Annotated in this window: 22 protein-coding genes; 13 read left to right on the top strand and 9 right to left on the bottom strand. The window is 65.5% G+C overall.

Features of this window, described 5'->3' with window-relative positions; all coding sequences use genetic code 11:
* Positions 1-83 precede the first annotated feature (83 nt).
* From AZKH_RS16540 to puuE, 5 genes are all read left to right on the top strand, one after another.
* Positions 84-836, top strand: coding sequence for a GntR family transcriptional regulator (locus AZKH_RS16540; protein WP_051071690.1), 753 nt, complete (start codon positions 84-86; stop codon positions 834-836).
* Between the two features lie 35 nt (positions 837-871).
* Positions 872-1,615 carry an aspartate/glutamate racemase family protein gene (locus tag AZKH_RS16535; RefSeq protein ID WP_015436934.1) on the top strand — a complete coding sequence of 248 codons (744 nt, stop codon included), beginning with the start codon at positions 872-874 and terminating at the stop codon, positions 1,613-1,615.
* Between the two features lie 153 nt (positions 1,616-1,768).
* A complete protein-coding gene (locus AZKH_RS16530; RefSeq protein WP_015436933.1) occupies positions 1,769-2,845 on the top strand; it encodes a porin in 1,077 nt (358 codons plus the stop codon).
* A gap of 64 nt (positions 2,846-2,909) precedes the next feature.
* Positions 2,910-4,391, top strand: coding sequence for an NCS1 family nucleobase:cation symporter-1 (locus AZKH_RS16525; protein ID WP_015436932.1), 1,482 nt, complete (start codon positions 2,910-2,912; stop codon positions 4,389-4,391).
* A gap of 27 nt (positions 4,392-4,418) precedes the next feature.
* Complete coding sequence (gene puuE, locus AZKH_RS16520; RefSeq protein ID WP_041656301.1) at positions 4,419-5,348, top strand: allantoinase PuuE; 930 nt, start codon at positions 4,419-4,421, stop codon at positions 5,346-5,348.
* Positions 5,349-5,352: 4 nt separating this feature from the next.
* Here the strand turns inward: puuE and AZKH_RS16515 are convergent, their stop codons facing one another.
* From AZKH_RS16515 to AZKH_RS16505, 3 genes are read right to left on the bottom strand one after another with little or no spacing between them, the layout of a single operon-like run.
* A complete protein-coding gene (locus tag AZKH_RS16515; RefSeq protein WP_015436930.1) occupies positions 5,353-5,907 on the bottom strand; it encodes a dihydrofolate reductase family protein in 555 nt (184 codons plus the stop codon).
* Positions 5,908-5,915: 8 nt separating this feature from the next.
* On the bottom strand, positions 5,916-6,314 hold the full coding sequence (locus tag AZKH_RS16510; RefSeq protein WP_015436929.1) for a RidA family protein: 399 nt from the start codon (positions 6,312-6,314) through the stop codon (positions 5,916-5,918).
* Between the two features lie 39 nt (positions 6,315-6,353).
* Positions 6,354-6,617: a hypothetical protein gene (locus AZKH_RS16505; RefSeq protein ID WP_015436928.1), complete on the bottom strand. Its 264-nt coding sequence runs from the start codon at positions 6,615-6,617 to the stop codon at positions 6,354-6,356.
* A gap of 193 nt (positions 6,618-6,810) precedes the next feature.
* Here AZKH_RS16505 and AZKH_RS16500 point away from each other — a divergent pair, with 193 nt between their 5' ends.
* The gene (locus AZKH_RS16500) at positions 6,811-8,241 is read left to right on the top strand and encodes an aldehyde dehydrogenase family protein (protein WP_015436927.1); all 1,431 of its coding nucleotides are present in this window, start codon (positions 6,811-6,813) and stop codon (positions 8,239-8,241) included.
* A 7-nt stretch (positions 8,242-8,248) separates the two neighbouring features.
* Here AZKH_RS16500 and AZKH_RS16495 read toward each other — a convergent pair whose 3' ends face one another.
* Positions 8,249-8,797 carry a chromate transporter gene (locus tag AZKH_RS16495; RefSeq protein ID WP_015436926.1) on the bottom strand — a complete coding sequence of 183 codons (549 nt, stop codon included), beginning with the start codon at positions 8,795-8,797 and terminating at the stop codon, positions 8,249-8,251.
* Positions 8,794-9,384 carry a chromate transporter gene (locus AZKH_RS16490; RefSeq protein WP_015436925.1) on the bottom strand — a complete coding sequence of 197 codons (591 nt, stop codon included), beginning with the start codon at positions 9,382-9,384 and terminating at the stop codon, positions 8,794-8,796. The genes AZKH_RS16495 and AZKH_RS16490 overlap by 4 nt, the downstream gene beginning before the upstream one ends.
* Before the next feature lie 384 nt (positions 9,385-9,768).
* On the opposite strand from AZKH_RS16490, the gene AZKH_RS16485 reads away from it, so the two are divergent.
* The 4 genes from AZKH_RS16485 to AZKH_RS16470 are packed head-to-tail and all read left to right on the top strand — an operon-like array spanning position 9,769 to position 11,839.
* The gene (locus AZKH_RS16485) at positions 9,769-10,134 is read left to right on the top strand and encodes a quinol oxidase (RefSeq protein WP_197538731.1); all 366 of its coding nucleotides are present in this window, start codon (positions 9,769-9,771) and stop codon (positions 10,132-10,134) included.
* Between the two features lie 3 nt (positions 10,135-10,137).
* Positions 10,138-10,770 carry a hypothetical protein gene (locus tag AZKH_RS16480; RefSeq protein ID WP_015436923.1) on the top strand — a complete coding sequence of 211 codons (633 nt, stop codon included), beginning with the start codon at positions 10,138-10,140 and terminating at the stop codon, positions 10,768-10,770.
* A gap of 14 nt (positions 10,771-10,784) precedes the next feature.
* Positions 10,785-11,279 carry an SRPBCC family protein gene (locus AZKH_RS16475; RefSeq protein WP_015436922.1) on the top strand — a complete coding sequence of 165 codons (495 nt, stop codon included), beginning with the start codon at positions 10,785-10,787 and terminating at the stop codon, positions 11,277-11,279.
* Positions 11,280-11,302: 23 nt separating this feature from the next.
* Entirely contained in the window at positions 11,303-11,839 is a 537-nt protein-coding gene (locus tag AZKH_RS16470; RefSeq protein ID WP_197538730.1) for a hypothetical protein, read from the top strand.
* Here AZKH_RS16470 and AZKH_RS16465 read toward each other — a convergent pair.
* From AZKH_RS16465 to AZKH_RS16455, 3 genes are read right to left on the bottom strand one after another with little or no spacing between them, the layout of a single operon-like run.
* The gene (locus tag AZKH_RS16465; protein WP_015436920.1) at positions 11,787-12,887 is read right to left on the bottom strand and encodes an HD domain-containing phosphohydrolase; all 1,101 of its coding nucleotides are present in this window, start codon (positions 12,885-12,887) and stop codon (positions 11,787-11,789) included. The genes AZKH_RS16470 and AZKH_RS16465 overlap by 53 nt on opposite strands.
* Positions 12,888-12,921: 34 nt before the next feature.
* On the bottom strand, positions 12,922-16,128 hold the full coding sequence (locus tag AZKH_RS16460) for a response regulator (RefSeq protein WP_015436919.1): 3,207 nt from the start codon (positions 16,126-16,128) through the stop codon (positions 12,922-12,924).
* A gap of 30 nt (positions 16,129-16,158) precedes the next feature.
* Entirely contained in the window at positions 16,159-16,995 is an 837-nt protein-coding gene (locus AZKH_RS16455; protein WP_015436918.1) for a phosphate/phosphite/phosphonate ABC transporter substrate-binding protein, read from the bottom strand.
* A gap of 152 nt (positions 16,996-17,147) precedes the next feature.
* On the opposite strand from AZKH_RS16455, the gene AZKH_RS16450 reads away from it, so the two are divergent.
* Positions 17,148-17,420: a hypothetical protein gene (locus AZKH_RS16450; protein WP_015436917.1), complete on the top strand. Its 273-nt coding sequence runs from the start codon at positions 17,148-17,150 to the stop codon at positions 17,418-17,420.
* Between the two features lie 22 nt (positions 17,421-17,442).
* On the opposite strand, the gene AZKH_RS16445 is transcribed toward AZKH_RS16450, so the two are convergent.
* Positions 17,443-19,092 carry a glycosyltransferase family 39 protein gene (locus AZKH_RS16445; protein WP_015436916.1) on the bottom strand — a complete coding sequence of 550 codons (1,650 nt, stop codon included), beginning with the start codon at positions 19,090-19,092 and terminating at the stop codon, positions 17,443-17,445.
* A gap of 42 nt (positions 19,093-19,134) precedes the next feature.
* On the opposite strand from AZKH_RS16445, the gene AZKH_RS16440 reads away from it, so the two are divergent.
* Together AZKH_RS16440 and AZKH_RS16435 are read left to right on the top strand one after the other, a co-directional pair.
* Positions 19,135-20,511 (top strand): PAS domain-containing sensor histidine kinase, encoded by a 1,377-nt coding sequence (locus AZKH_RS16440; protein WP_083903097.1) that lies wholly within the window; start codon positions 19,135-19,137, stop codon positions 20,509-20,511.
* A 1-nt stretch (position 20,512) separates the two neighbouring features.
* Entirely contained in the window at positions 20,513-21,151 is a 639-nt protein-coding gene (locus AZKH_RS16435) for a response regulator transcription factor (RefSeq protein WP_197538729.1), read from the top strand.
* The last annotated feature ends 43 nt before the right edge of the window (positions 21,152-21,194 follow it).

The raw sequence follows: 21,194 nt of genomic DNA, 5'->3' as shown, positions 1-21,194 counted from the left end.
AAAAATATTGAATTGTGTCCAAAGTGGTTCTAGACTGATTTCAACGACGGGCCGGCCGTGGTCGTGCCCGCATGGAGACTGAGATGGGAAAACGTGCTTCCACCGAACTCGAAACGGGCCGCGCCGATGACGGCATGGGCGGCAACGGGCGTGACGAAGCGATCTATCGCAACCTGTTCGTCGCGATCGTCGAGAACCACCTCGCGCCCGGCACCAAGTTGCCCGAGGACACGCTGGCCGAAACCTATGGCGTCAGCCGCACCAGCATCCGCAAGGTGCTGCAGCGGCTCGCGCACGAGCGCCTCGTCGATGTGCGGCTGAATCGCGGCGCATCGGTCGCCCAGCCTTCGGTGAGCGATGCGCGTGACATCTTTTCCGCGCGCCGGATCATCGAATGTGGCGCGATCCCGCAGGTCGTCGCGAAGGCGACGCCCGCCGCGCTGGAGGAACTGCGTGAGCTGGTGCGCCGCGAGCATGCTGCGCAGGAACGCGGCGATTGGCGCGAGTCGATCTACCTGTCGGGCGCCTTCCACGTCGCGCTGATCCGCATTTCGGGCAACGAGACGCTCACCGATTTCCTGACCCAGCTCGTGTCGCGCTCGTCGCTTGTGATTGCGACCTACGGCTCGCTGCAGACGGCGAGCTGCCGCCATTCCGAGCACGACGACGTGATCGAGATCCTCGCCGCGGGCGACGTCGAAGCCGCAACGCGCTGGATGGACCGCCACCTGCGCGACGTCGAGCGCAGCGTCGTGCTGGTCGAGGAAGAACCCGCCGCACCGGACCTGAAGAAGATTCTCGAGGAGGTCGCCCAACGCCGCACGAAGCTGCGTTAGGAAGCGACCCCTCTGTATACAACGAGGAGACAGCAATGCTGATACGCGTCATCAATCCCAACACCACCCGCAGCATGACCGAGAAGATCGGCGCCTCGGCGCAGCGCGTCGCCGCGCCCGGCACGCGCATCGTCGCGACCAACCCGGATAGCGGACCGGTGTCGATCGAGAGCCACTTCGACGAGGCGATCAGCGCTGTCGGCGTCGCGGACGAAGTGTGCAAGGGCGAAAAGGAGGGGACGGACGCGTACGTGATCGCGTGCTTCGGCGATCCGGGCCTGCTCGCCGCGCGCGAGCTCACCCGTGCCCCGGTGATCGGGATTGCCGAAGCCGCCTTTCACCTGGCGACGATGATTGCGACGCGTTTCTCGATCGTCACGACGCTCTCGCGCACCGGCATCATCGCCGAGCATCTGCTGCAGTCCTACGGTTTTGCGCACCACTGCCGCCGCGTGCGCGCCGCCGAAATCCCCGTGCTGGACCTTGAGGACGACGGCGCCTGCGCGCTCGACCGCATCGTCGAAGAATGCCGCCGCGCGAAGGCCGAGGACAACATCGGCGCGATCGTGCTCGGCTGCGGCGGCATGGCGGACCTCGCGGATGAGATCCGCGACGCGGTTGGCCTGCCGATTGTCGAAGGCGTGACCGCCGCCGTGAAGCTCGCCGAAACCCTCGCGAGCCTCAAGCTCGGCACCAGCAAGCATGGCGACCTCGCCTTCCCGCCGCCGAAGCGCTTCACCGGGCAGTTCGAATACCTGAGCAGCCGCCCGGCTTCCTGATCAAGTTCTGCTGAGACGCCCGGCAGAGGCGTCCGGCTCCCGAGTGACTCCCCGTCAGCCGTCCGCGGCTGCCGGCGGGCACCGCTGCGCCTCCGTTTTCATGCGGAGCGCGCCAATGCAGCACCTAAAACACACAAATATCGAGGAGACAGCATGGCAGCACATTACAAGAAGATCGCCGCAGCGATCGGCATAGGGGGCCTCGCGCTGGCGGGCGCGGCCCAAGCCCAGGGCGTGACAATCTCCGGGCGGATCGCGGCCCAGATCGACAGCGTGTCCGCACGCGGCGCGACCGCCGGTTCGTCGGCGGACATCGACCGCGAGACGCGGGTCACCGACGTCGCGAGCCGCATCCGCTTCAGCGGCACGGAAGATCTGGGCGGCGGCAACCGCGCGTTCTTCTGGGTCGAAGGCAATACGCCGGTCAATGGCGAGGGCGGGCTTTTCGGTACGGGTGGCGCCGAGACCTACGTCGGCCTCGGCGGCGGCTGGGGCGACGTCATGCTCGGCAAACGTCATCGTCCGTTCTACATCTCGAGCCTAAGTGCCGACCCGTGGGACATCCTCACGCTCGGCTCGATCGACGCCGTCGTCTATGTCGCGCCGCTCAAGCTCGGTGCACCGCCGAGCGGATTCCAGGCGACGAACAGCATCAACTACTGGTCACCGGTCATTAACGGCCTGCGCCTGCGGGCGCAGTACAGCGCGGGCGAGAACGAGACCCCGACGACGCGCGCGACCGACGAGTATTCGCTCGCCGGCACCTACGACGTCGGCGGCCTGCACACGGCGCTCGGCTACCGCTACCAAAAGGGCGCGCTGCGCGGCAGCGGCCAATCGCTGGGCCTTGCGGCGACCTACGCGATCGCGGGCGGGCCGAAGCTCGGCGCGATCTACGAAGACCACAAGGCGGACTACACCGGGCGTGAGCTGAAGATCAGCGACTGGGCGCTCACCGCCTCCTGGCCATTCGGCGCTCATGAACTGCGCGCCAACTACGCGCGCGATTCCGGCGTGAAGAACGGCCCTCTCAGCAGCAGCGACACGCGCAGCAGTCACTGGGCGTTCGGCTATGCCTATCACGCTTCGAAGCGCACCGAGCTGTATGCGCAGTACGCGCATCTGACGAACGGCGCCGCCGCGAGCAACGACTTCGACGCCGCAGTCGGCAACGTCGCCGCAGGCGCGGACCTTAAGGGCTTTGCGCTGGGGATGATCCACTACTACTAAGACGGTAGACGCGTGCGCCCTTGGGGCGTACGCGACGTTCCACGGGTGTGGCGAGGAGGATCCGATGAGCACGACAACGAGTACCGGCTACGGCAGCGACGCCGCCACGAGCGCGCCCGTCGGCATCGGGGGCGTCGACCCGCGCCTCTACAACCACGACCTCGCCCCCGTGCCGCAAGACAAGCGCACGTGGAACGGCTACAGCATCTTTGCGATGTGGATGTCCGACGTGCATAGCGTCGGCGGCTACACCTTTGCCGCGAGCCTCTTCCTGCTCGGCCTCTCCGGCTGGCAGGTGCTCGCCGCGCTGACGATCGGCATCGTCCTCGTCAATATCCTGATGAACTGGGTCGGCAAGCCCAGCCTCGTGCATGGCATTCCCTTCCCGGTGATGGCGCGCGTCAGCATGGGCGTGATGGGCGCGAACCTCGCCGCGACGATCCGCGGCATCGTCGGGATCGTCTGGTACGGCGTCCAGACCTATTTCGCGTCGAAGGCCGTTGCGACGCTGGTGCTGCTCTTCGTCCCCGCGGCCGTGGTGCTGCGCGAGACGAGCTTCCTGCGGCTCGACTTTCTCGGCTGGGGCTGTTTCCTGTTCATGTGGTTCTTCCAGCTCGTGATCTTCCAGCGTGGCATGGAGGCGATCCGCAAGTTCATCGATTTCTGCGGTCCCGCCGTCTATGTCGTGATGTTCGCTCTGATGGCGTGGATCCTGTCGAAGGCGGGCCTCGGCGCACTGGACCTCACGCTCGGCGACAAGGTGCTGACGGGCGCCGAATCGGTCGGCGCGATGGGCAGCGCGATCCTGCTCGTCGTCAGCTACTTCGCCGCGCTGCTGCTCAACTTTGGCGACTTCTCGCGCTTCGGCAAGAGCGAGCGCCAGATGAGGATCGGCAACTTCCTCGGCCTGCCGGTCAATTTCATCGTCTTCTCGATCATCACCGTGATCGTCACCGCCGGCAGCACGACCGTTTTCGGGGCGATGATCATGGACCCCGTCGAGATCGTCGCGCGCATCGACAACAAGTTTGCCGTCGTGCTCGGTAGCCTCACCTTCGTCATCGCGACGATGGGCATCAACATCGTCGCGAACTTCGTCTCGCCCGCCTACGACATCGCAAACCTCTTTCCGAAGCACGTCGATTTCAAGCGCGGCGGCCTGATCGCGTCGATCCTCGCGGTGCTCGTCTGCCCGTGGATCTTCGTCGACAGCCCGAAGGCGATCACCGTCTTCGTCAGCGTCTTCGGCGCCATCCTCGCGCCGCTCTACGGCGTGATGATGGGCGACTTCTATCTCGTCAAGAAACAGGTCGTGAAACCGGCCGAGCTGTACACGATGTCGCCGGACGGGCGCTACCACTACGACGGCGGCTGGAACAAGGTCGGCCTCGCCGCGCTTGCCCTGTCCGGCGCGATCTCGATCGGCTGGGAGCTCGCGACCCAGTTCTTCCATCTGCTGCCCGAAAACAACTTCGGTTGGGTGATCGGCGCCGTTGCCGGCGCGTCGATCTACCTCGCCTTCATGCGTGCCGCACGGCGAAGCTGAATCCAACCCCACATGCAGGAGAAACACATGCCAATCACGAAAGACTACCCCCGAGACCTCGTCGGCTACGGCCGCAACCCTCCGTACGCCAACTGGCCCGGCCGTGCCCGCGTCGCCGTCCAGTTCGTGCTGAACTACGAGGAAGGCGGCGAGAACTGCGTGCTGCATGGCGACCCGGCGAGCGAACAGTTCCTGTCCGAACTCTTCAATCCGCCCGCGATTCCGGACCGCCACCTGTCGATGGAAGGCGTCTACGAATACGGATCGCGCGTCGGCGTCTGGCGTTTTCTGCGCGAATTCGAGCGCCGTGGCCTGCCGCTGACAGTCTTCGGCGTGTCAATGGCGCTCGAACGCCACCCCGAAGTCACCGCGGCCTTCCGCGAACTCGGCCACGAGATCGCTGGCCACGGCTGGCGCTGGATCCACTACCAGAACGTCGACGAGGCCACCGAGCGCGAGCATCTGCGCATCGGCATGGAGATCATCGAACGTCTGACCGGGCAGCGCGCCCTGGGCTGGTACACGGGCCGCGACTCCCCCAACACGCGGCGCCTCGTCGCCGACTACGGCGGTTTCCTCTACGACTCGGACTACTACGGCGACGACCTGCCGTTCTGGATGGAGGTGCAGAAGACCGACGGCGAGACCGTGCCGCAGCTGATCGTCCCCTATACCCTCGACACCAACGACATGCGCTTCGCGCTGCCACAGGGTTTCTCGCACGGCGACGAGTTCTTCGAATACCTGCGCGACGCCTTCGACGTGATGTACGCCGAAGGCGACGAGCGTCCGGCGATGATGTCCGTCGGCATGCACTGCCGCCTGCTCGGACGCCCGGGGCGTTTCCGCGCGCTGCAGCGCTTCCTCGACCACATCGAGAAGCACGACCGCGTGTGGGTGTGCCGGCGTGTCGATATCGCGCGTCACTGGCGCGAGCATCACCCGTACCGGCCCTGATGGCTCATGCGCGCTTCGGAACCTCGTACCTAAGCTCCACCATCCCAGAGCCATATTGGCGGACGCCGACGAGCTTGAGCGGCGGCGAGGTGATCTTGCGCGGGAGCAACTGCTTGCCGGAACCTAGCGTGACCGAGCCGATCTGCACGATCAACTCGTCGAGCAGTCCTGCATCATGAAACTGTCCGACGAAGTCGCCGCCGCCGACCAGCCAGACGTTCTTCCCGTTCGCCGCCGCCTGCATCTCTTCGTGGATCGGGCGGACATCGCCCTTCACGAAGCGGATGTCGGCCCCCGGTACGCCGGGCAGCTCGCGGCCGGAGAAGACCCATGCCGGCTGTTCGTACGGCCAGGTCTTGGTCGCCGATTCCGGCTTCACCACATGACGCAGCAGCCATTCGTAAGTCGCGGAGCCCATCGCCAGGGCCCCGACCTCCTTGATGAATTCCGGGTAGCTCGTCTCGTTGATGTCGGCCAAGGGAAACAGCCAGTCGAGCGAGTCGTCCGGTGTCGCGATGAAGCCGTCGAGGCTTGCGGCCGTGTAGTACTGGGTTTTCATGTCGTCGCTTAGTAAGAGGGCAGGCGGGTTGATCTGGCCATGGCGTCGATTTCGATCAGCGCACCGAGTGGCAGGCGCGATACCTCCACGCACGAGCGTGCCGGAAAGTTGTTCGGGAAGTAGTTCGCATACACCGCATTGACCGCCGAAAAGTCATCCATGTTGGTCAGGTAGACGGTCACGCGAACGACTTGGGCGAGACTGGAGCCGCCCTGTCGGAGAATGGCTTCGATATTGCGCAGCGCCTGATTGGCCTGGATGGCGACGTCCGATCCGGCCATCGCCCCGGTCGCCGGATCCAGGCCCACCTGCCCGGATGTCCAGACCCAGCCGTCCATGACGACGCCTTGAGAATACGGGCCCACAGGAGCGGGGGCGTCCTTGATGAGGATGATCGTCTTGCTCATGTGCACCTCCGTAAAGACGCACGGCGCGATGACGTTCCGTCAGAGAAAACCGATGTGCTTGCGATCCGGGCTCGAGATCACGATCTTGATGAAGCGGTGCGGAATGAAGGCCTCCGATTCCATCGTAGAGCCGTCGTCCTTGGAAAATTCCGCAACCACACGAAAATAGCTGCGATCCGGCTCCGCTTCCCTGCAGTAGAGATACCTACCGATCGGGCCTTCCTGCAGGTAGTCCTTCAGGATCGGCACCAGCTCGTCCAGCCCGTCCGACGTAAGGACAAGGCAAAAGTATTTGTTTGCCACGATGCACCCCCCGCAAATCCCCGCTCAGCCGTGCGGCCTCGCCTGCATAGAATAGTCGATGCGCAGCCCGACTGCCTGACGGCTTACGCGCCGTTCCCGCTGCGCACGCGGTTACGGCTTGAGCGCGCGCTTGCCGGCGAGTGGTGGCTAGAATGCTCTTCTGCTTGTTGGCGAGTGACGAGGGAATAAAGCCATGACGATCGTACGTGACAAACTCTTTATCGGCGGCCGTTGGGTCGCCCCGGCCGGGACCGGCCTGATCGACGTGATCGATCCGAGCGACGCCTCGGTCTATGCACAGATTCCGGAAGGCGTCGCCGCGGATGCGGAGGCTGCGGTCGCGGCCGCGCATACTGCCTTCGACGGCTGGTCGCGCACCGCTCCCGCGGAGCGGGCGAATTACATCGAACGGATCGCGGCCGGCGTCGAGGCGCGGCGCGAGGAGCTGGCCGAGGCGATTGCACACGAGGTCGGGATGCCGCTGAAGCTGGCGGGGCGCTTTCAGGTTGCTGGGCCCGTGAATAGTTGGAAGCATTACGCAAAGCTTGCCCGCGAGTTCCAGTGGGAGGAGCAGGTCGGCCACTCGGTCGTCGTGCGCGAGCCGGTGGGCGTGGTCGGGGCGATCACGCCGTGGAACTTCCCGCTCAACCAGGTCACGCTGAAGGTTGCGCCGGCGCTCGCGGCGGGTTGCACGGTAGTGCTGAAACCCTCGGAAGTGGCGCCGATCAACGCCTTCATTCTCGCGGAGATCATCGAGGCGGCGGGTCTGCCGGCGGGGGTGTTCAACCTTGTGAGCGGCTACGGGCCGGTCGTCGGCGAGGTGCTGGCGTCCGACCGGCGGGTGGACATGGTGTCCTTCACCGGTTCGACGCGGGCCGGACGGCGCGTGGCGGAACTCGCCGCGGCGACCGTGAAGAAGGTGGCACTGGAACTCGGCGGCAAGTCGGCCTCCATCGTGCTCGACGATGCGGATCTCGCGACGGCGGTGAAGGGCACGGTGTCGAGTTGCCTGCTGAACTCCGGCCAGACCTGCTCGGCGCACACGCGCATGCTGGTGCCGCGCGCGAAGCTCGGCGAGGCGGCGAAGCTTGCGGCCGACGCGGCCTCGGCGTTCAAGGTGGGACCCGCTTTCGCAGAGGACAGCAAGCTCGGGCCGCTGGTGTCCGAGGTGCAGCAGGCGCGGGTGATCGGTTACATCCATCGCGCGATCGAGGAGGGGGCGGAAGTCGTCACCGGCGGGCCGGATGCGGCGCCGCCGGGACCGGGCTTCTTCGTCGCGCCGACGGTGCTGGTCGTCGAGGACCGCAAGGCCACCGTCGCGCAGGAGGAGATCTTCGGGCCGGTGCTGGTGATCCTGCCGCACGACGGCGACGAGGACGCAATCGCGCTCGCGAACGACACGATCTACGGGCTCGCCGGCGGCGTGTGGGCGGGCAGCGATGAGCATGCGTTCGCGGTCGCGCGGCGCCTGCGTACCGGGCAGGTCGATGTCAACGGGGCCCCGTGGAATCCGCGCGCGCCCTTCGGCGGCTACCGCCAGTCCGGCCTCGGTCGCGAGAACGGGGTTTATGGACTGGAGGAATACCTCGAGTACAAGGCGATCCAGATGCCGCAGAAGAAGTGATTGCGGATCAAACGAAGCCCAGGGCTCCGACCACTGCGCCGACCGCGATCATCCACATCGGCGCGAGACGCGTCTTCAGCGTGACGGCGATCGTTGCGGCGATCAGCACGAGGGCGCCGATGCGGTGGGACGGTTCGCCGATGAAGGGGAGCGCCAGCAGCCAGCCCGTCGCGAACACCAGCCCGACGGTGACGGGCGCGAGGCCGGCCGTGAAGGCGCGTACGCCAGGCGTATCGCGGCGTTGCGCGCCCCAGCGGCTGACGCCCAGCGAGAGCAGCGTCGAGGGCAACAGGATGCCGACGAGCGCCGCGACGGCACCGAGCACGCCGGCCGCCTGGTAGCCGAGCACCGGCACGAAAAGCACGTTGGGCCCCGGCGCCGCCTGCGCCAGCGCGATCGCGGTCGTGAAATCAGCGTCGCTCATCCAGCCCCGTTCGTCGACGAGAAAGCGGTGCATTTCCGGTGCCGTCGCCATCGCGCCGCCGATCGACAGCAGCGACAGCATCAGGAAGTGCAGGAAGAGATCGACGAAGTCGTGCAGCGGCAGCTGGGTCATGCCTTGCCTCCTTCCTTGCGGGCGATGCACCAGCGCGCGAGGCTCCAGCCGGTGGCGCCGAGCCCGATCACGACCCACGCCAGCGGTACGCGGAAGACGATCACCGCGACCAGCGTCGTCAGCCCGAGCGCGGCGCAGAGCCAGCGTCCCATCACGTTTTTGCGCAGCGTGCCGAGCATCTTGAGCGCCATCGCGAGGATCAGGCCCGCGGCGACCGCGCCCATCCCGCGCAGGGCGCCTGCGATGGCGGGATAGACCGCCAGTTGCTCGTAGCTCGCGGCAAGCGCGATGACGATGAGCATCGGCGCGAGCAGCATGCCGGTGATGGCCGCAAGCGCGCCGCGCCAGCCGAAGAAACGGTCGCCGAGCATCAGCGACAGGTTGACGACGTTGGGCCCCGGCAGCAATTGCGCGACGGAGTAGGCGTCGACGAATTCCTCGCGCGTCATCCATCGGCGGCGGTCGACGAGTTCGCGCTGGGCGACCGCGAGCACGCCGCCGAAGCCTTGCAGCGCAAGCACGGTAAAGGCGATGAAGAGGTCGAGCGGGGAGCGGGGGACGGGGCGGTCTGCGGTCGGGTTTGTCACGGTGTTCGGTTCTTTTTCGTGGGACGGGCAGCGGCGGGCTGCGGTCGGTCGGAAAGCTTATCCGGAATACGTTGAAACGTGCTGGCCGGGATATTTTTTTGGGGTGCACGGTCAACGTTACAGCCGGTGGCGTGGGACCGGGGTTGCTGACCGCATTTCCGCAGCAGCGGGCTGCAGCAGGGAATTGGCAGAGGTGGCTTGGTCCGCCTGCCGAAGCCGTTCTCCCCACGACGCCGGCGTCGCCATCGCGGCAACAATCGTTTCGACAAGAATCTAGCGATGACTCATGCAAGCTCCGATTCGGGATGCGGTTCCAAAGCCCCTGGCGGCGTGCGCGTGATGTGCCGCGCCTTGTCGTCGTGGTCGCTGATTGCGATCTTGTTTATGTCTGGCTCCGCTGCGTTCGCGGACGATGCGCCGCCGCAGCAGGCGACGGTCGACGCCGACGGCGTCCAGCGTGTCGGGATCCTCGGCGGCAGCTACTTCTTCAAACCTTCGAAGATCGTCGCGAAAGCGGGGCAGCCGCTGGAAATCAGCGTCCGCATGGAGCAGGGGATCGTGCCGCACCGCTTCGTGCTCGACGGGCCGAACGGCAAGCCTGCGGCGGAGGTGGATCTCAGCGAGGCTCCGAGGACAGTGCGCGTCGAATTGCCGCCGGGCGAGTATCAGTTCTACTGCTCGAACCGCTTGCTGATGTTCAAGAGCCATCGCGAACGCGGGATGACGGGTGTGCTGCAGGTGCGGGAGTGACGCGTGCCATGGTTCGTCCTTGCGTTTGCGCTGTTCGTCGGTGACGCAATGGCGGCCGATCTGCTCGCCGAGGCTGCCACGCGCTTCCAGACTGTCCAGACCTACCGTGTGACGCTGCACTCGCACCCCGCCGAGGGCGAGCCGCAGGTCATCCGCTACGCATGGCGGCGGCCGGGCTGGATCCGGATGGATTTCATCGAGCCCCACCACGGCGCGGCGTTGATCTACGACCCCGGGGCCCATCGCGTGCACTTGTGGCCCTTCGGCCCGGACCATCTGCCGTCCCTCAACCTCGCGCCGGACAACCGGCTGATTCTGAGCCCGCGCGGCCATCGTGTCGACCAGTCGGATGTCGGCGCGCTGCTCGCGAACCTTCAAGAACTGCATGCAAAGGGCCGATTGTCGGAGCCCGCCGACGGCGAACTGGCCGGCCGGGCGGTGAGCGTGGTCGAGATCGAAGGCGGTTCCGGAGTCAGCGTGTTGGGCGTGCATCGCTACCGCGTCTGGTTCGCACAGGAATCGCTGTTCCCGCTGAAAGTGCAGAGTTTCGATGTGAACAACGCCTTGATGGAGACCGTGGACATGAGCGACGCCGCACTCGACGTCGCGTTTCCCGAGCGCTTCTTCGCGCCGTGAGCCGGAGAGGGGATATGCGCAACAACAACAGCAATCACTATCACCTTGTCACGCTGTGGCGCGTGGATGCGCCGCTTGAAGCGGTATGGGATGCGATCACGCACCCCGAATGCTGGCCGGACTGGTGGGAGGGCGCGGAATGCGTCGTGCGGCTGGCGGAGGGCGACGAAAGCGGCGTCGGCGCGAGCCAGCGTTATACGTGGAAGAGCGTGCTGCCCTATCGCCTGACCTTCGTCAGCCGCGTGACGCGCGTCGAACACCAGCGGCTGCTCGAAGGCTGTGTCGAGGGCGAGCTGGAAGGGATCGGCTGCTGGCACTTCGATCGCGACAACGGCCAGACGGTCGTGCGCTACGAGTGGAAGGTGCGCACGACGCGGCGGTGGATGAATCTTCTCGCTCCGTTCGCCAAGCCGATTTTTCGCTGGAACCACCACGCGCTGATGCGCGAAGGCGGTCTCGGCCTCGCCCGCTACATGCACGCCCGCCTGCGTTCGCAGGCGTCTTCTTGAGGGAGTCTTCTGTGGGACAGCGATTGCTGGCAAAACTGAGGCAGGTCCAATGCCTGCCGGTGCAGGCCGCGGTGGCGGCGATTTTCGCGGGCACGGTGGCGACGGGGGTGCAAGTCTTGTTGTGGTTGCTGAGTGCGACCCCGGTGTTCGAGACTCTGCTCCGCGACGCCCGGCTGACGGCGGCGATCATCATGGGGCAGGGGGTGCTCGCCGGAGAGCCGGTGTGGCGCGGCGACGTGCTGCTGATCGCGACGCTGATCCATTTCGGCATCAGCTTCATCTGCGCGGCAATCGCGCTCCCGGTCGCGAAGGAACTGGGCCGCGTGCCGGCGATGCTTGCCGGGGCGGGGTACGGGCTGGCGATCTATGCCGTCAACCTGTACGGCTTTACCGAAGTGTTTCCCTGGTTCGCGGTGGCCCGAGGCTGGGTCACGATCGCGGCGCACCTGGCGTTCGGCGTCTCGCTGGTGGCCGCGTGTCGTTGGTTCGACTTGCCACAGGAAGCGCTCAAGGGACTATCGGATCCGCGAACTCATCGGGGTCCTGGAATTGCCGGCTGATGACCTGCACCTCGTCCCAGGCCGAAAGGAAAGCGTCGATGCAGGCCGGGTCGAAATGCGAGCCGCGGCCTTTTTCGAGCAGCTCACGAGAGGCTTCGAAGGTCCAGGGCCGCTTGTAGGGGCGGGCCGAGGTCAGCGCATCAAAGACGTCTGCGACGGCGACGATGCGGCCGAAGATTGGAATGTCCTCGCCCGCGAGTTTGCGCGGGTAGCCGGTGCCGTCGTACTTCTCGTGGTGCGTGTGCGCGACCTCGGCGCCGACGCGCAGGACCGGCGCATTGCTGTCGCACAGCAGGTCGTAGCCATGGCGGGCATGCATCTTCATGATCTCGAACTCGGCCTCGGTCAGCCTGCCGGGTTTCAGGAGGATGGCATCGGGGATTGCGATCTTGCCGACGTCGTGCATCGGCGCGGCGACGAAAAGCGTTTCCTGGTCGGTCGCGGGTAGTCCGAGCATACGCGCGATGAGGCGCGAGTAGTGCGCCATCCGCTGGATGTGGCCGCCGGTCTCGGGGTCGCGGAACTCGGCCGCACGCGACATGCGGCACACCAGTTCCTGTTCGCGCTCGAGGATGGTCGCCGTGGCTTTACGGATCTCGCCGGCGAGCCACTCCGCGCGGTTCGCCTCACGCTTGGTCGCGTTGCGCAGCTTCAGCATGTTGCGCGTGCGCACCGTGAGTTCCTTGCCGTCGATGGGCTTGATCAGGAAGTCGGTCGCGCCGGCTTCGAGTGCCGCGTGCCGCACTGCGCGTTCGTGGTTCGCAGTGACCATGAGGATCGGTACCTCGCTCGTCGCTTCATGGGCGCGAAGTCGATGGATGATGTCGATGCCGCTGATCGTCGGCATCATGTAATCGACGACCACCAAGTCGGGCGTATTGTCCAGGCAGTAGGCCAGCCCCTCGCCCGGATCCGAAAACGCTTTCGGGTCGCACAGGTCGCCTCGCGCGAGCAAATGCTGCAACAGCGTCAGGTTGACCGCATGGTCATCGATGATGACGACGCTGGCCCGCTGCGCGGGCCCGTCGCTTTGTCCGGTCATATCCATGTGCCTTCCGGTGCGGATCGATCCGCGTGGGTGGCTAATGTGCTTTGATGCCGTCCTGCCTGACCGCAGGCCCGGGCTTTCTGGACAGCGCGTTCACGATCACGTCCACGGTCACCTGGAGTTCGTCCAGGGTCCTCTTGTCTGTCCCCTCGGGATTGGACTCGATCCACTGGGCAATGTTGGCAAGGTCGGTCATGCCCAGGAGCCCAAAGGTGCTCTTCATGTTGTGTGCCGCGTGGCGCAGCTCCGGCCAGCTGCGCCGCCGCGACGCCTCGCGCGCGCCGGCGAGGTCCATCGGCAGATGCACTGCAATCACCTTCCCGACCACGCCGACGAGTTCCGGGTCCAATCCGTCGAGCGCCGCTTCGATCGTTGCGGGGGAGACGCTGACCACGGGCGGCGGGGCGGCCGCCAGTGCGACGCCTCCCCGCGCTCCGTACTGTTCGAGCAGGCGATGGACCGCCTGGCGGTCGATCGGCTTGGCGATGTGGTCGTCCATGCCGGCTTCGAGGCAGCGCTTGCGGTCTTCGCTCATCGCGCTGGCCGTCATCGCGATGATCGGCGTTCGCCGTCCCGGAGGCTCCGAGGCGCGGATGAGGCGCGTCGCCTCGACGCCGCCCATCACCGGCATCTGCATGTCCATGAACACGATGTCCCAATGCATCGTCGGGAAGAGGTCGACGGCCTCGTGCCCGTTCGCGGCCAGCGTGACCCGGTGGCCCCACATTTCGAACAGCTCGGCGGCGAGCTTCTGGTTGATCGGATGGTCTTCGACGAGCAGGATCGACAGGTGACGCTGATGTTCCTTCAGCGTGTGCCGGGTGACGAGATCCGGTTCGGTGCCGGCCACTGCGTCCGGTTCCCGCGCGGCGAGCACGCGCGTCAGCGTGTCGCGGAGTTCGAGCGGCGTCGTCGGCTTGCTCAGGTAGGCCGCCAGGCCGAGCTCGCGGCAGCGTCGGGCGTCTCCTTTTTCTCCCCTGGCCGACAGCATGACCATCTGCACGTCGGCGCTCCGACCTTCATTCCGCATCGCCTCGGCGAAGCCGAATCCATCCAGCGCGGGCAGGGCGGAGTCGATCAGGATGACGCGGTAGGGACATTCGCCGGGCGGCGCGGCGCGGCATTTCCCCAGCGCCTGGTGGCCGTCGGCCGCTTCATCCACGGTGAAGCTCCACGCGCGCAGCCACTGCGCGAGGCTGCGACGCTGGGCAGGGTCGCCGTCTGCGACGAGCGCCGGCACGTCCGGCCAGGTCGAGAGCGGCGGCAGGGCTTCGCCAACCGCGCCTTCGCCCGCGACACGCTGCATGTCCACGGTGAAGTGGAAGGTGCTGCCGCGTCCGATTTCGCTCTCAAGCCAGATCCTCCCGCCCATCAGGCCGACCAGCCGTGAGCAGATCGTCAGGCCCAGGCCGCTGCCACCGAATTTCCGGGTCGTCGACGTGTCTGCTTGATCAAAGGCCGCGAAGACCTTCTTCTGCTGGTCGTGCCCGATACCGATGCCGGTGTCCGCCACCGAGACGTGGATGACGCAATGCCGATCGTCGCCGGCTTCGGTCGTCGCGCGCACCGTGATCGATCCGGTGTCTGTGAACTTGATCGCGTTGTCGCACAGATTGGTCAGGACCTGCCGCAGCCGGCCCGGGTCCCCCGAAACGTAGGCGGGTAGGTCCTCGGACAGTTCGCAGTGGAGTTGCAGGCCCTTCTTGCCCGCTCGGACGGCGAGGCACTTGAGCGTTTCGGAAATCGCCAGCGGAAGGTTGAAGGAAATGTGCTCGACGACAAGTTTCCCGGCTTCGATCTTGGAGAAGTCGAGGATATCGTTGAGGATCACGAGCAGTGACTCGGCCGAGGAGCGGACGATCTCGAGATGCTCTCGCTGCCCGGTGTCGAGGGCGGTATCGAGGACCAGCTCGGTCATGCCGATGATGCCGTTCATTGGTGTGCGGATCTCGTGGCTCATGTTGGCGAGGAAGTCGCTTTTCGCCTGATTCGCCGCTTCGGCCGCGAGCTTCGCATCCTGCAATTCCTGCTCGACGCGTTTGCGCTCGGTGATGTCGGTCCGGATGGCGATGAACTGGGACAGCTTGCCGTCCGCATCGGCGAGCGGAACGATGGTCGCGTTCACCCAGAACGACGATCCGCCCTTAGCCCGATTCTTGATTTCCCCGTGCCATACCCGGCCCGACAGGATCGTGCGCCACAGGTCGGCGAAAAATTCCGGCGGGTGATAGCCGGAATTGACCAGGCGGTGATTCGTCCCGACCAATTCCTCGCGCGAATAGCCGGAGATCTCGCAGAAGCGGTCGTTGGCGTAGGTGATGAGGCCGCTTCGATCCGTGATGCTGACGATGGCGTGCTGGTCGAGGGCGAATTTCTGGTTGTCGAGCGCCCGGCGGCTCGCTTCCCGCTCGGTGACGAGATCCCGGATCAGGTTCGACACCGCCTCGATGTCGTCGGGGACATTGCCGTTTGCGCCGGCATTTGCCGGCAGGATCGATTCGAGGAGCGAGCGCAGCGAATTCATTGCGTTTTCGCGCGTCGCCAGTTCCTTGCGCAGCGTGTTTGAAGTGTTCGCCAGGACTTCGAACATGTGACGGAACTCGGCCGGGACTTCGTCGATGAGTTCAGCGCTCGAATCGACCCCCTGTGCTTGATCGCGTTCGAAGCTCTGCACGCGTTCGAGCGTGCCCAGCCAGCGCTTCAACGGAAGCCAGATCAGCAGCAGGCCGCCGGTCACGCTCGCCGCCGCGACCCCGAGCGCTGCGCGAAACAGCTCCCATAGATCTCCCGCGATCTGGTCGACGGCAAAAGTCAGGCGCAATACACCAAAATCCACCCCGCCGACGACGATATTTCGGTTTACCTCGTACAACTGCTCGGCCACTTCCTGCCGTAGCCAGTGTGGAGGAGGCACGTCAGGCGGTTGGGACTTTCGTGTACGAATGACTCCACCCTGCAGATCGATGAAGGCTCCGGATTCGAAGGGCGAGCGCAGGATCGCCTTGTCCAGCGTGCGCTTGATCGTGTCGTAGTCGCCGATGGCGGCACTTTCGCCGATCACCTGTGCGACGACCTCGACGATCATCGTGGCGGAGTCCTGTGCATCCTGGATATTGCCGCGGAACTGGTAGCGGTAGAAGACGCCGACGCCCAGGCTCACGAACAGCAGCAGCGTCAGCAAGGTCAGCGCATAGACGCGCGCGACCAGCGATTTCGGGAGCAGGCGGTTCATCAGCGACATCGCAGTCCCCCGCGAGGCCCCGACTGCCGTTCAGCGCAGCAAGGCCGGCGCCGAATCGTAGAAGCGGCGATAGTTCGCGAAATCGGCCTCGGTGGCCGGGATGAAGTACGAATCGGCCGCAATCCCCACCTCCATCGACGCCCGGTGCAGGATCTCGCGGCCGCGCGGATCCTGATGCATCGAGATGAACGCATCGGCAATCGCCTTCAGGTCCTTGTCCGGGACCTTGGACGACGCCATCAGGGCAAGGTCGTGATAGGGCTCGGAGGTCCATAGCACGCGAAAGTTCTTGTTCTCCTTCACCGTGTAGGCGTCAGTCAGGAAGGAGTTGCTGCCGACGGCCTTGGCTTTGCCCGCGAACAACTGCGCAAAGGCGGCGTTCTGGTTCCCGCCGAAGACGACCTTGACGTCGATGCCCTTCGACAACAGGTAGGGATAGGGCACCTTGTAGCCGATGAAGGCTTCCGGCCCGGCAAACGCGACCTCCTGGTCCCGGAGTTCTTCGAGCTTGGTGATCGGGGAGTCGGCCGGCACCGCGATCGCGCCGCGGATCTCCGAGGGCTGGCGCCGGCCGAACACCTTCCACCCGAGCCGGCGACGTTCCGGGCTGAAAAGGTGGTTGCTGAAGACGAACTCGACCTCCTGCGCGAGAACATATGCCGTCGTGTCCGCCGAGGTCCGGCCGATCTTGAGTTCGAGCTGGAGGCCGCTCTTTTCCGAGACATAGTTGATGATCGGGTTCCAGTACGCGACCGTCTTGTTGATGTCCCATTGGTTGACCGGCGAAAAGCGGTAGACGGCCGGCTGCGCATGGGCCGCGAATGCGATGCACAGGGCGGCGAGGCCAAACATCACGCGGTGGATCATGCAATGCTCCCCGGTAATGATTTCTATCCGCAATTATAGGTAGCGTTCCGGCATTTGCCCGGCCCGATCCGGCGGCGGAAACCACCGGACGCAACGCTTCTCTAACTGTACGGAACAGAGGGGAAAAGAAGTCTCTCGATACGGAGTCCGTGATGCGTAAAGCTCTTACCCTTGCGTGCGTCGCCGTTCTCGTCGGCTGCACCACCCCCGCCCAACGTGCAGCGCAGATCGAGCGCGAAGTCGATGAAATGATCGCGGTGTATGGCCCGGCGTGCGAAAAGCTGGGCTACGCGTCCGACTCAGATCCGTGGCGCGATTGCATCATGCGGCTGAACGCGCGCGATCACTTCGACCGTTACAGCCGCATGCCCACCACGACGAGCTGCATCGGCCACCGCGGCTTCTTCAACTGCACGACGTTCTGACGGCCGGCCAGGCGCCGTCCCTCTAACCGGGACCCGAGGGCTTCAGATTCGGTTGTGCGCTGTTGACTCCCCGGCGGTCGCGTACCACCGCGATCGTCACTCCGTCTCGAACCACTTCCGCGACGATGCGCCCGGTCACGGCGAGGTGGCAGTTCATCTGCGTCGGCGAAACGAAGAAGTCCGCGGCAAGCCAGTCTGTCGTCATCGTCAGCCCAGGCGCCAACCAGGCCGCGGCCTGCACCGGTTCGGCGCAGGCCGCCACGGTGTAGGGGTGCGGCAACGGGCCGGCGCCATGGACGTAGGCATTCAGCAGACCCGTCGCTTCCCGCAGGCTGCTTGCCCAATAGTCCTCCTCCCAGCGCCCTTCGGCGCCGCGCAGACCGCCGATCAGGTCGTTGTATGCGAGGTATTCGTAGGGATGCAGGTCGATGAGCGTGGCGAGATGAACGAAAGCCAGCAGCAGACAGGCTCCGAGCGCGACCGCGTTCGCTCCCGGCCAGCGCTGGCTGATTCGCCATGCCGCCTGCAGCCCCGCTGCGGCAATGACCGCCAGGGGCGGCAAGAGGAAGGTGAAGTGGCGGATGCCGTTGTAGAGCGGCGGCGCCGCGATCAGCGCGTAGCCGAGCGGGACCGCCGTAGCGAGTACGACCGGTAGCCACGGGAGCGCCTCCACACGTTCCCGATGCCCGGCGAATAGCGAAGGCAGCGCGCGAACGCCGACGACGAGCGCCAGCACGATGCCGAGCAGGAAAAGCTCGGGCAAGCGTACGAGGAGATAGTCGAGCAGATAGGTGCCGGGCACGGCACCGATCTTCATCACGACGCCGTCGAGGATCGTGTCGAGGTTGAAGGCGAAGTGCGAAAAGGTGCGCATCGCGAGGATGAGGTTGTCCGGCGCCATGACCACCCATGGCCAGAACAGGATCGTCAGGGCCGCGGCGAGCAGGCCCGCCGGAACGAGTCCGAGCGCTGCGCGGCCCAACACGGCGCTACGTGACGCGAGGTCGTGACCGCACATCCACGCAGCGGCCGTAACGGCGACGCCGAGGTAGAGGACGGCGAACACCGCGCCCACCCGCAGGCCGAACGCACAGCCGATCGCCAGCCCGAGTCCCGCCACGTCCCGCGCCCGCACTTGCGGCAGTCGTGCCGCAAAGCGGGTCGTGAAATACAGCGCCCAAATCATCATGGCCGCGAACGGCACGTCCTTGGTGTGGGTGAACATCGCGCCCGTCCAGGCACCGGTGAGGGCCAGTAGCGCGAGGGCGGCCAGGCCGGCCGCCTCGCCCATCAGCCGGCGCGCGAGCAGCCAGGTGCCGGCGAGGCCGAGCAGGCCGAAGGCGGCCGACAGCAGGTGGCGAAGGTCCCAGACGTTCATCGGAACGACACGTTCGAGTGTCGCCGCGATCAGGTCGAAGAGACCGCCGTATAGGTACAGATTCTTGTAGGCGAACGCGCTGTGGTCTGCGAAGCCCGAGATATAGAAATCGAGCAGCATCCGACCATAGGTGTGTTGAACCTCTTCGTCGTTGCTGATTCCGTACTGACGGAATGCGAGGAGCGCAAACAAGCCCAGTGCGATCAGCAGCGCAAAGGCAAGGCGCCTGATGCGTGCCGGTGCGACTGCCGGCAGCGCTTCCTCGGTGGTGGGCTGCGTGACTACGTCGAGCATGCGATGGTCTCGCGGCGATGATGGTTCTTGCAGGGATTCCTCATGGGGAGGCTCGAGCGGGTCACGGATACGCAACTAAACGTTTCGGCCCACGTGGTCGTTGACGAGGGACCATTCGAAGATTTCGTCGCCGGAGTCCGTCCGGGGAGGGCGGATTGCTACTGGGATCTTTATAGTATGCTACAAAGATCAGGAATCCCCCGCCCCAGCGATGCCGTATCGCTGTGCCATTCAGTGGACGTCATTGGTATTGCATCGATGACAAGACAGCTCTCTACGCTTGCCGCCAGAATCATCGAGACCGCCCCGGAAGCGATCCTGGTGATCGGTCCCGATGGCCGAATTTTGAGCGCGAATGCGCATGCCTCCGAGATCTTCGGATATTCCGCGGACGAATTCGCGGGCATGCCCATCGAGACCCTGATGCCCGAGCGCTACCGTCGGGGACACGTCACGTTGCGGGCCGCATTCACGGACGAACCCGCGCCGCGCATGATGGGGAACAACCGCGACCTTCGCGGCCTGCGCAAGAACGGCAGCGAGTTTCCGGTCGAGGTGGGGCTGGGGCCGATGCCGACCGGGGAGGGGCAATGCGTCGTGGTCTCGATCACGGACGCGAGCGAACGCCGGCGAGTGCAGCAGGCGATGCTCCATCGAAACGAACGGCTCTCGGAACTGCTGGCGGTCAGGACGACGGAGCTGCAGGATAAGAACCGGGCCCTGCAGGCCCGCACCGAGGAGCTGGCCGCGGCACTGCGCCGGTTGTCGGAAGCGGAGCGCCGCAAGGTGGAGCAGGAGCGCCGGCGCCTGAGCCAGGAACTGCATGACGACATCGGCCAGATGCTCGCCGCGCTGTGCCTCAACCTGGAAATGGTGCGGCGCAAGTGCACTGCCCCGGAGGTCCGGATTCCTCTCAACAACGCGCTGCAGATCGCCGACAGCATCATGCAGGGCGTGCGCGACATCGTGCATCAGCTACGGCCGCCGCAGCTGGACGACCTGGGGCTCGCGGCGGCGCTGCGCTGGCACCTGGAGCGGGTCCGCCAGACCTCCTTTCTCGCCCCGACCTTGTCGGAGGATCTCGGAGCCACCCGTCTGCCGCCGGAAATCGAGCTCGCCTGTTTCCGCATCGTGCAGGAATCCGTTACCAACGTGCTTCGGCACGCGAGTGCGACGCGGGTGGACGTCGAAGTGAGGCTCGGGCCGGAGCTGATCGACCTCAGCATCGCCGACGACGGGATCGGCTTCGACACGGCCGCGGGCCTGCGCCCGCCGGCCCGCAGCGACCGCCTCGGGCTGCTCGGCATGCAGGAACGGGTCTGCGGTTTGGGCGGCAGCTTCGAGGTCGTCTCGATGCCGGGCAAAGGGTGCCGGATTTCCGCATCCATCCCGACCGGTTTGCATGCCCAGGAGTCCTGACGTGACGGTACGCGTCCAAATCGCAGACGATCACCAGCTGCTGTCGGCGGGGCTGGCGATGCTGATCGGCGAGATCGAGGGTTATGAGGTCGTCGCCTCGGCCTGCAATGGTATCGAGGCGATGGAACAGGCCCGCAGGCTGAAGCCGGACCTGGTCATCATGGACATCCAGATGCCGGGGCTCTCCGGGCTCGATTGTCTGGAGCTGATCCGGGCGGAATTGCCCGACACGCGCGTGCTGATGCTGTCGATGCATGCCAACAGCGAGCACGTTGCGCGTGCGCTGAGCCTGGGGGCGCACGGCTATCTGTTGAAGGATGCCGCCCCGGCCGAACTCGAACTCGCGGTCAGGACGGTGGCCAACGGCAACGTCTGGCTTTCTGCCGCCGTCTCGTCGGCGACCCAGGGCCGACCCGGGCAACTGCCGCCCGAGGGGGCGGAGGCCTTGCTGACTCCCCGCCAACGGGAGGTGCTCAAGCGCCTGGCCGAAGGCGCCAGCGTGAAGGAGATCGCCTTCGAGCTGGATCTCAGCGCGAAGACGGTCGAAACCTATCGCGCGCAGATCATGGAGCGGCTCAAGCTGCACGATGTTCCTTCCCTCGTGCGGTATGCCATCCGTACCGGTGTCATAGGTCTTTAGTTGTAAGGGATTTCCTGAGGTGGAATTACCGATTCCCTGATTT

The organism is Azoarcus sp. KH32C (genome assembly GCF_000349945.1).
Lineage (GTDB): Bacteria > Pseudomonadota > Gammaproteobacteria > Burkholderiales > Rhodocyclaceae > Aromatoleum.
Note: the sequence above shows the minus strand (reverse complement) of the source record. Positions and strands in the feature narration are given on the sequence as shown.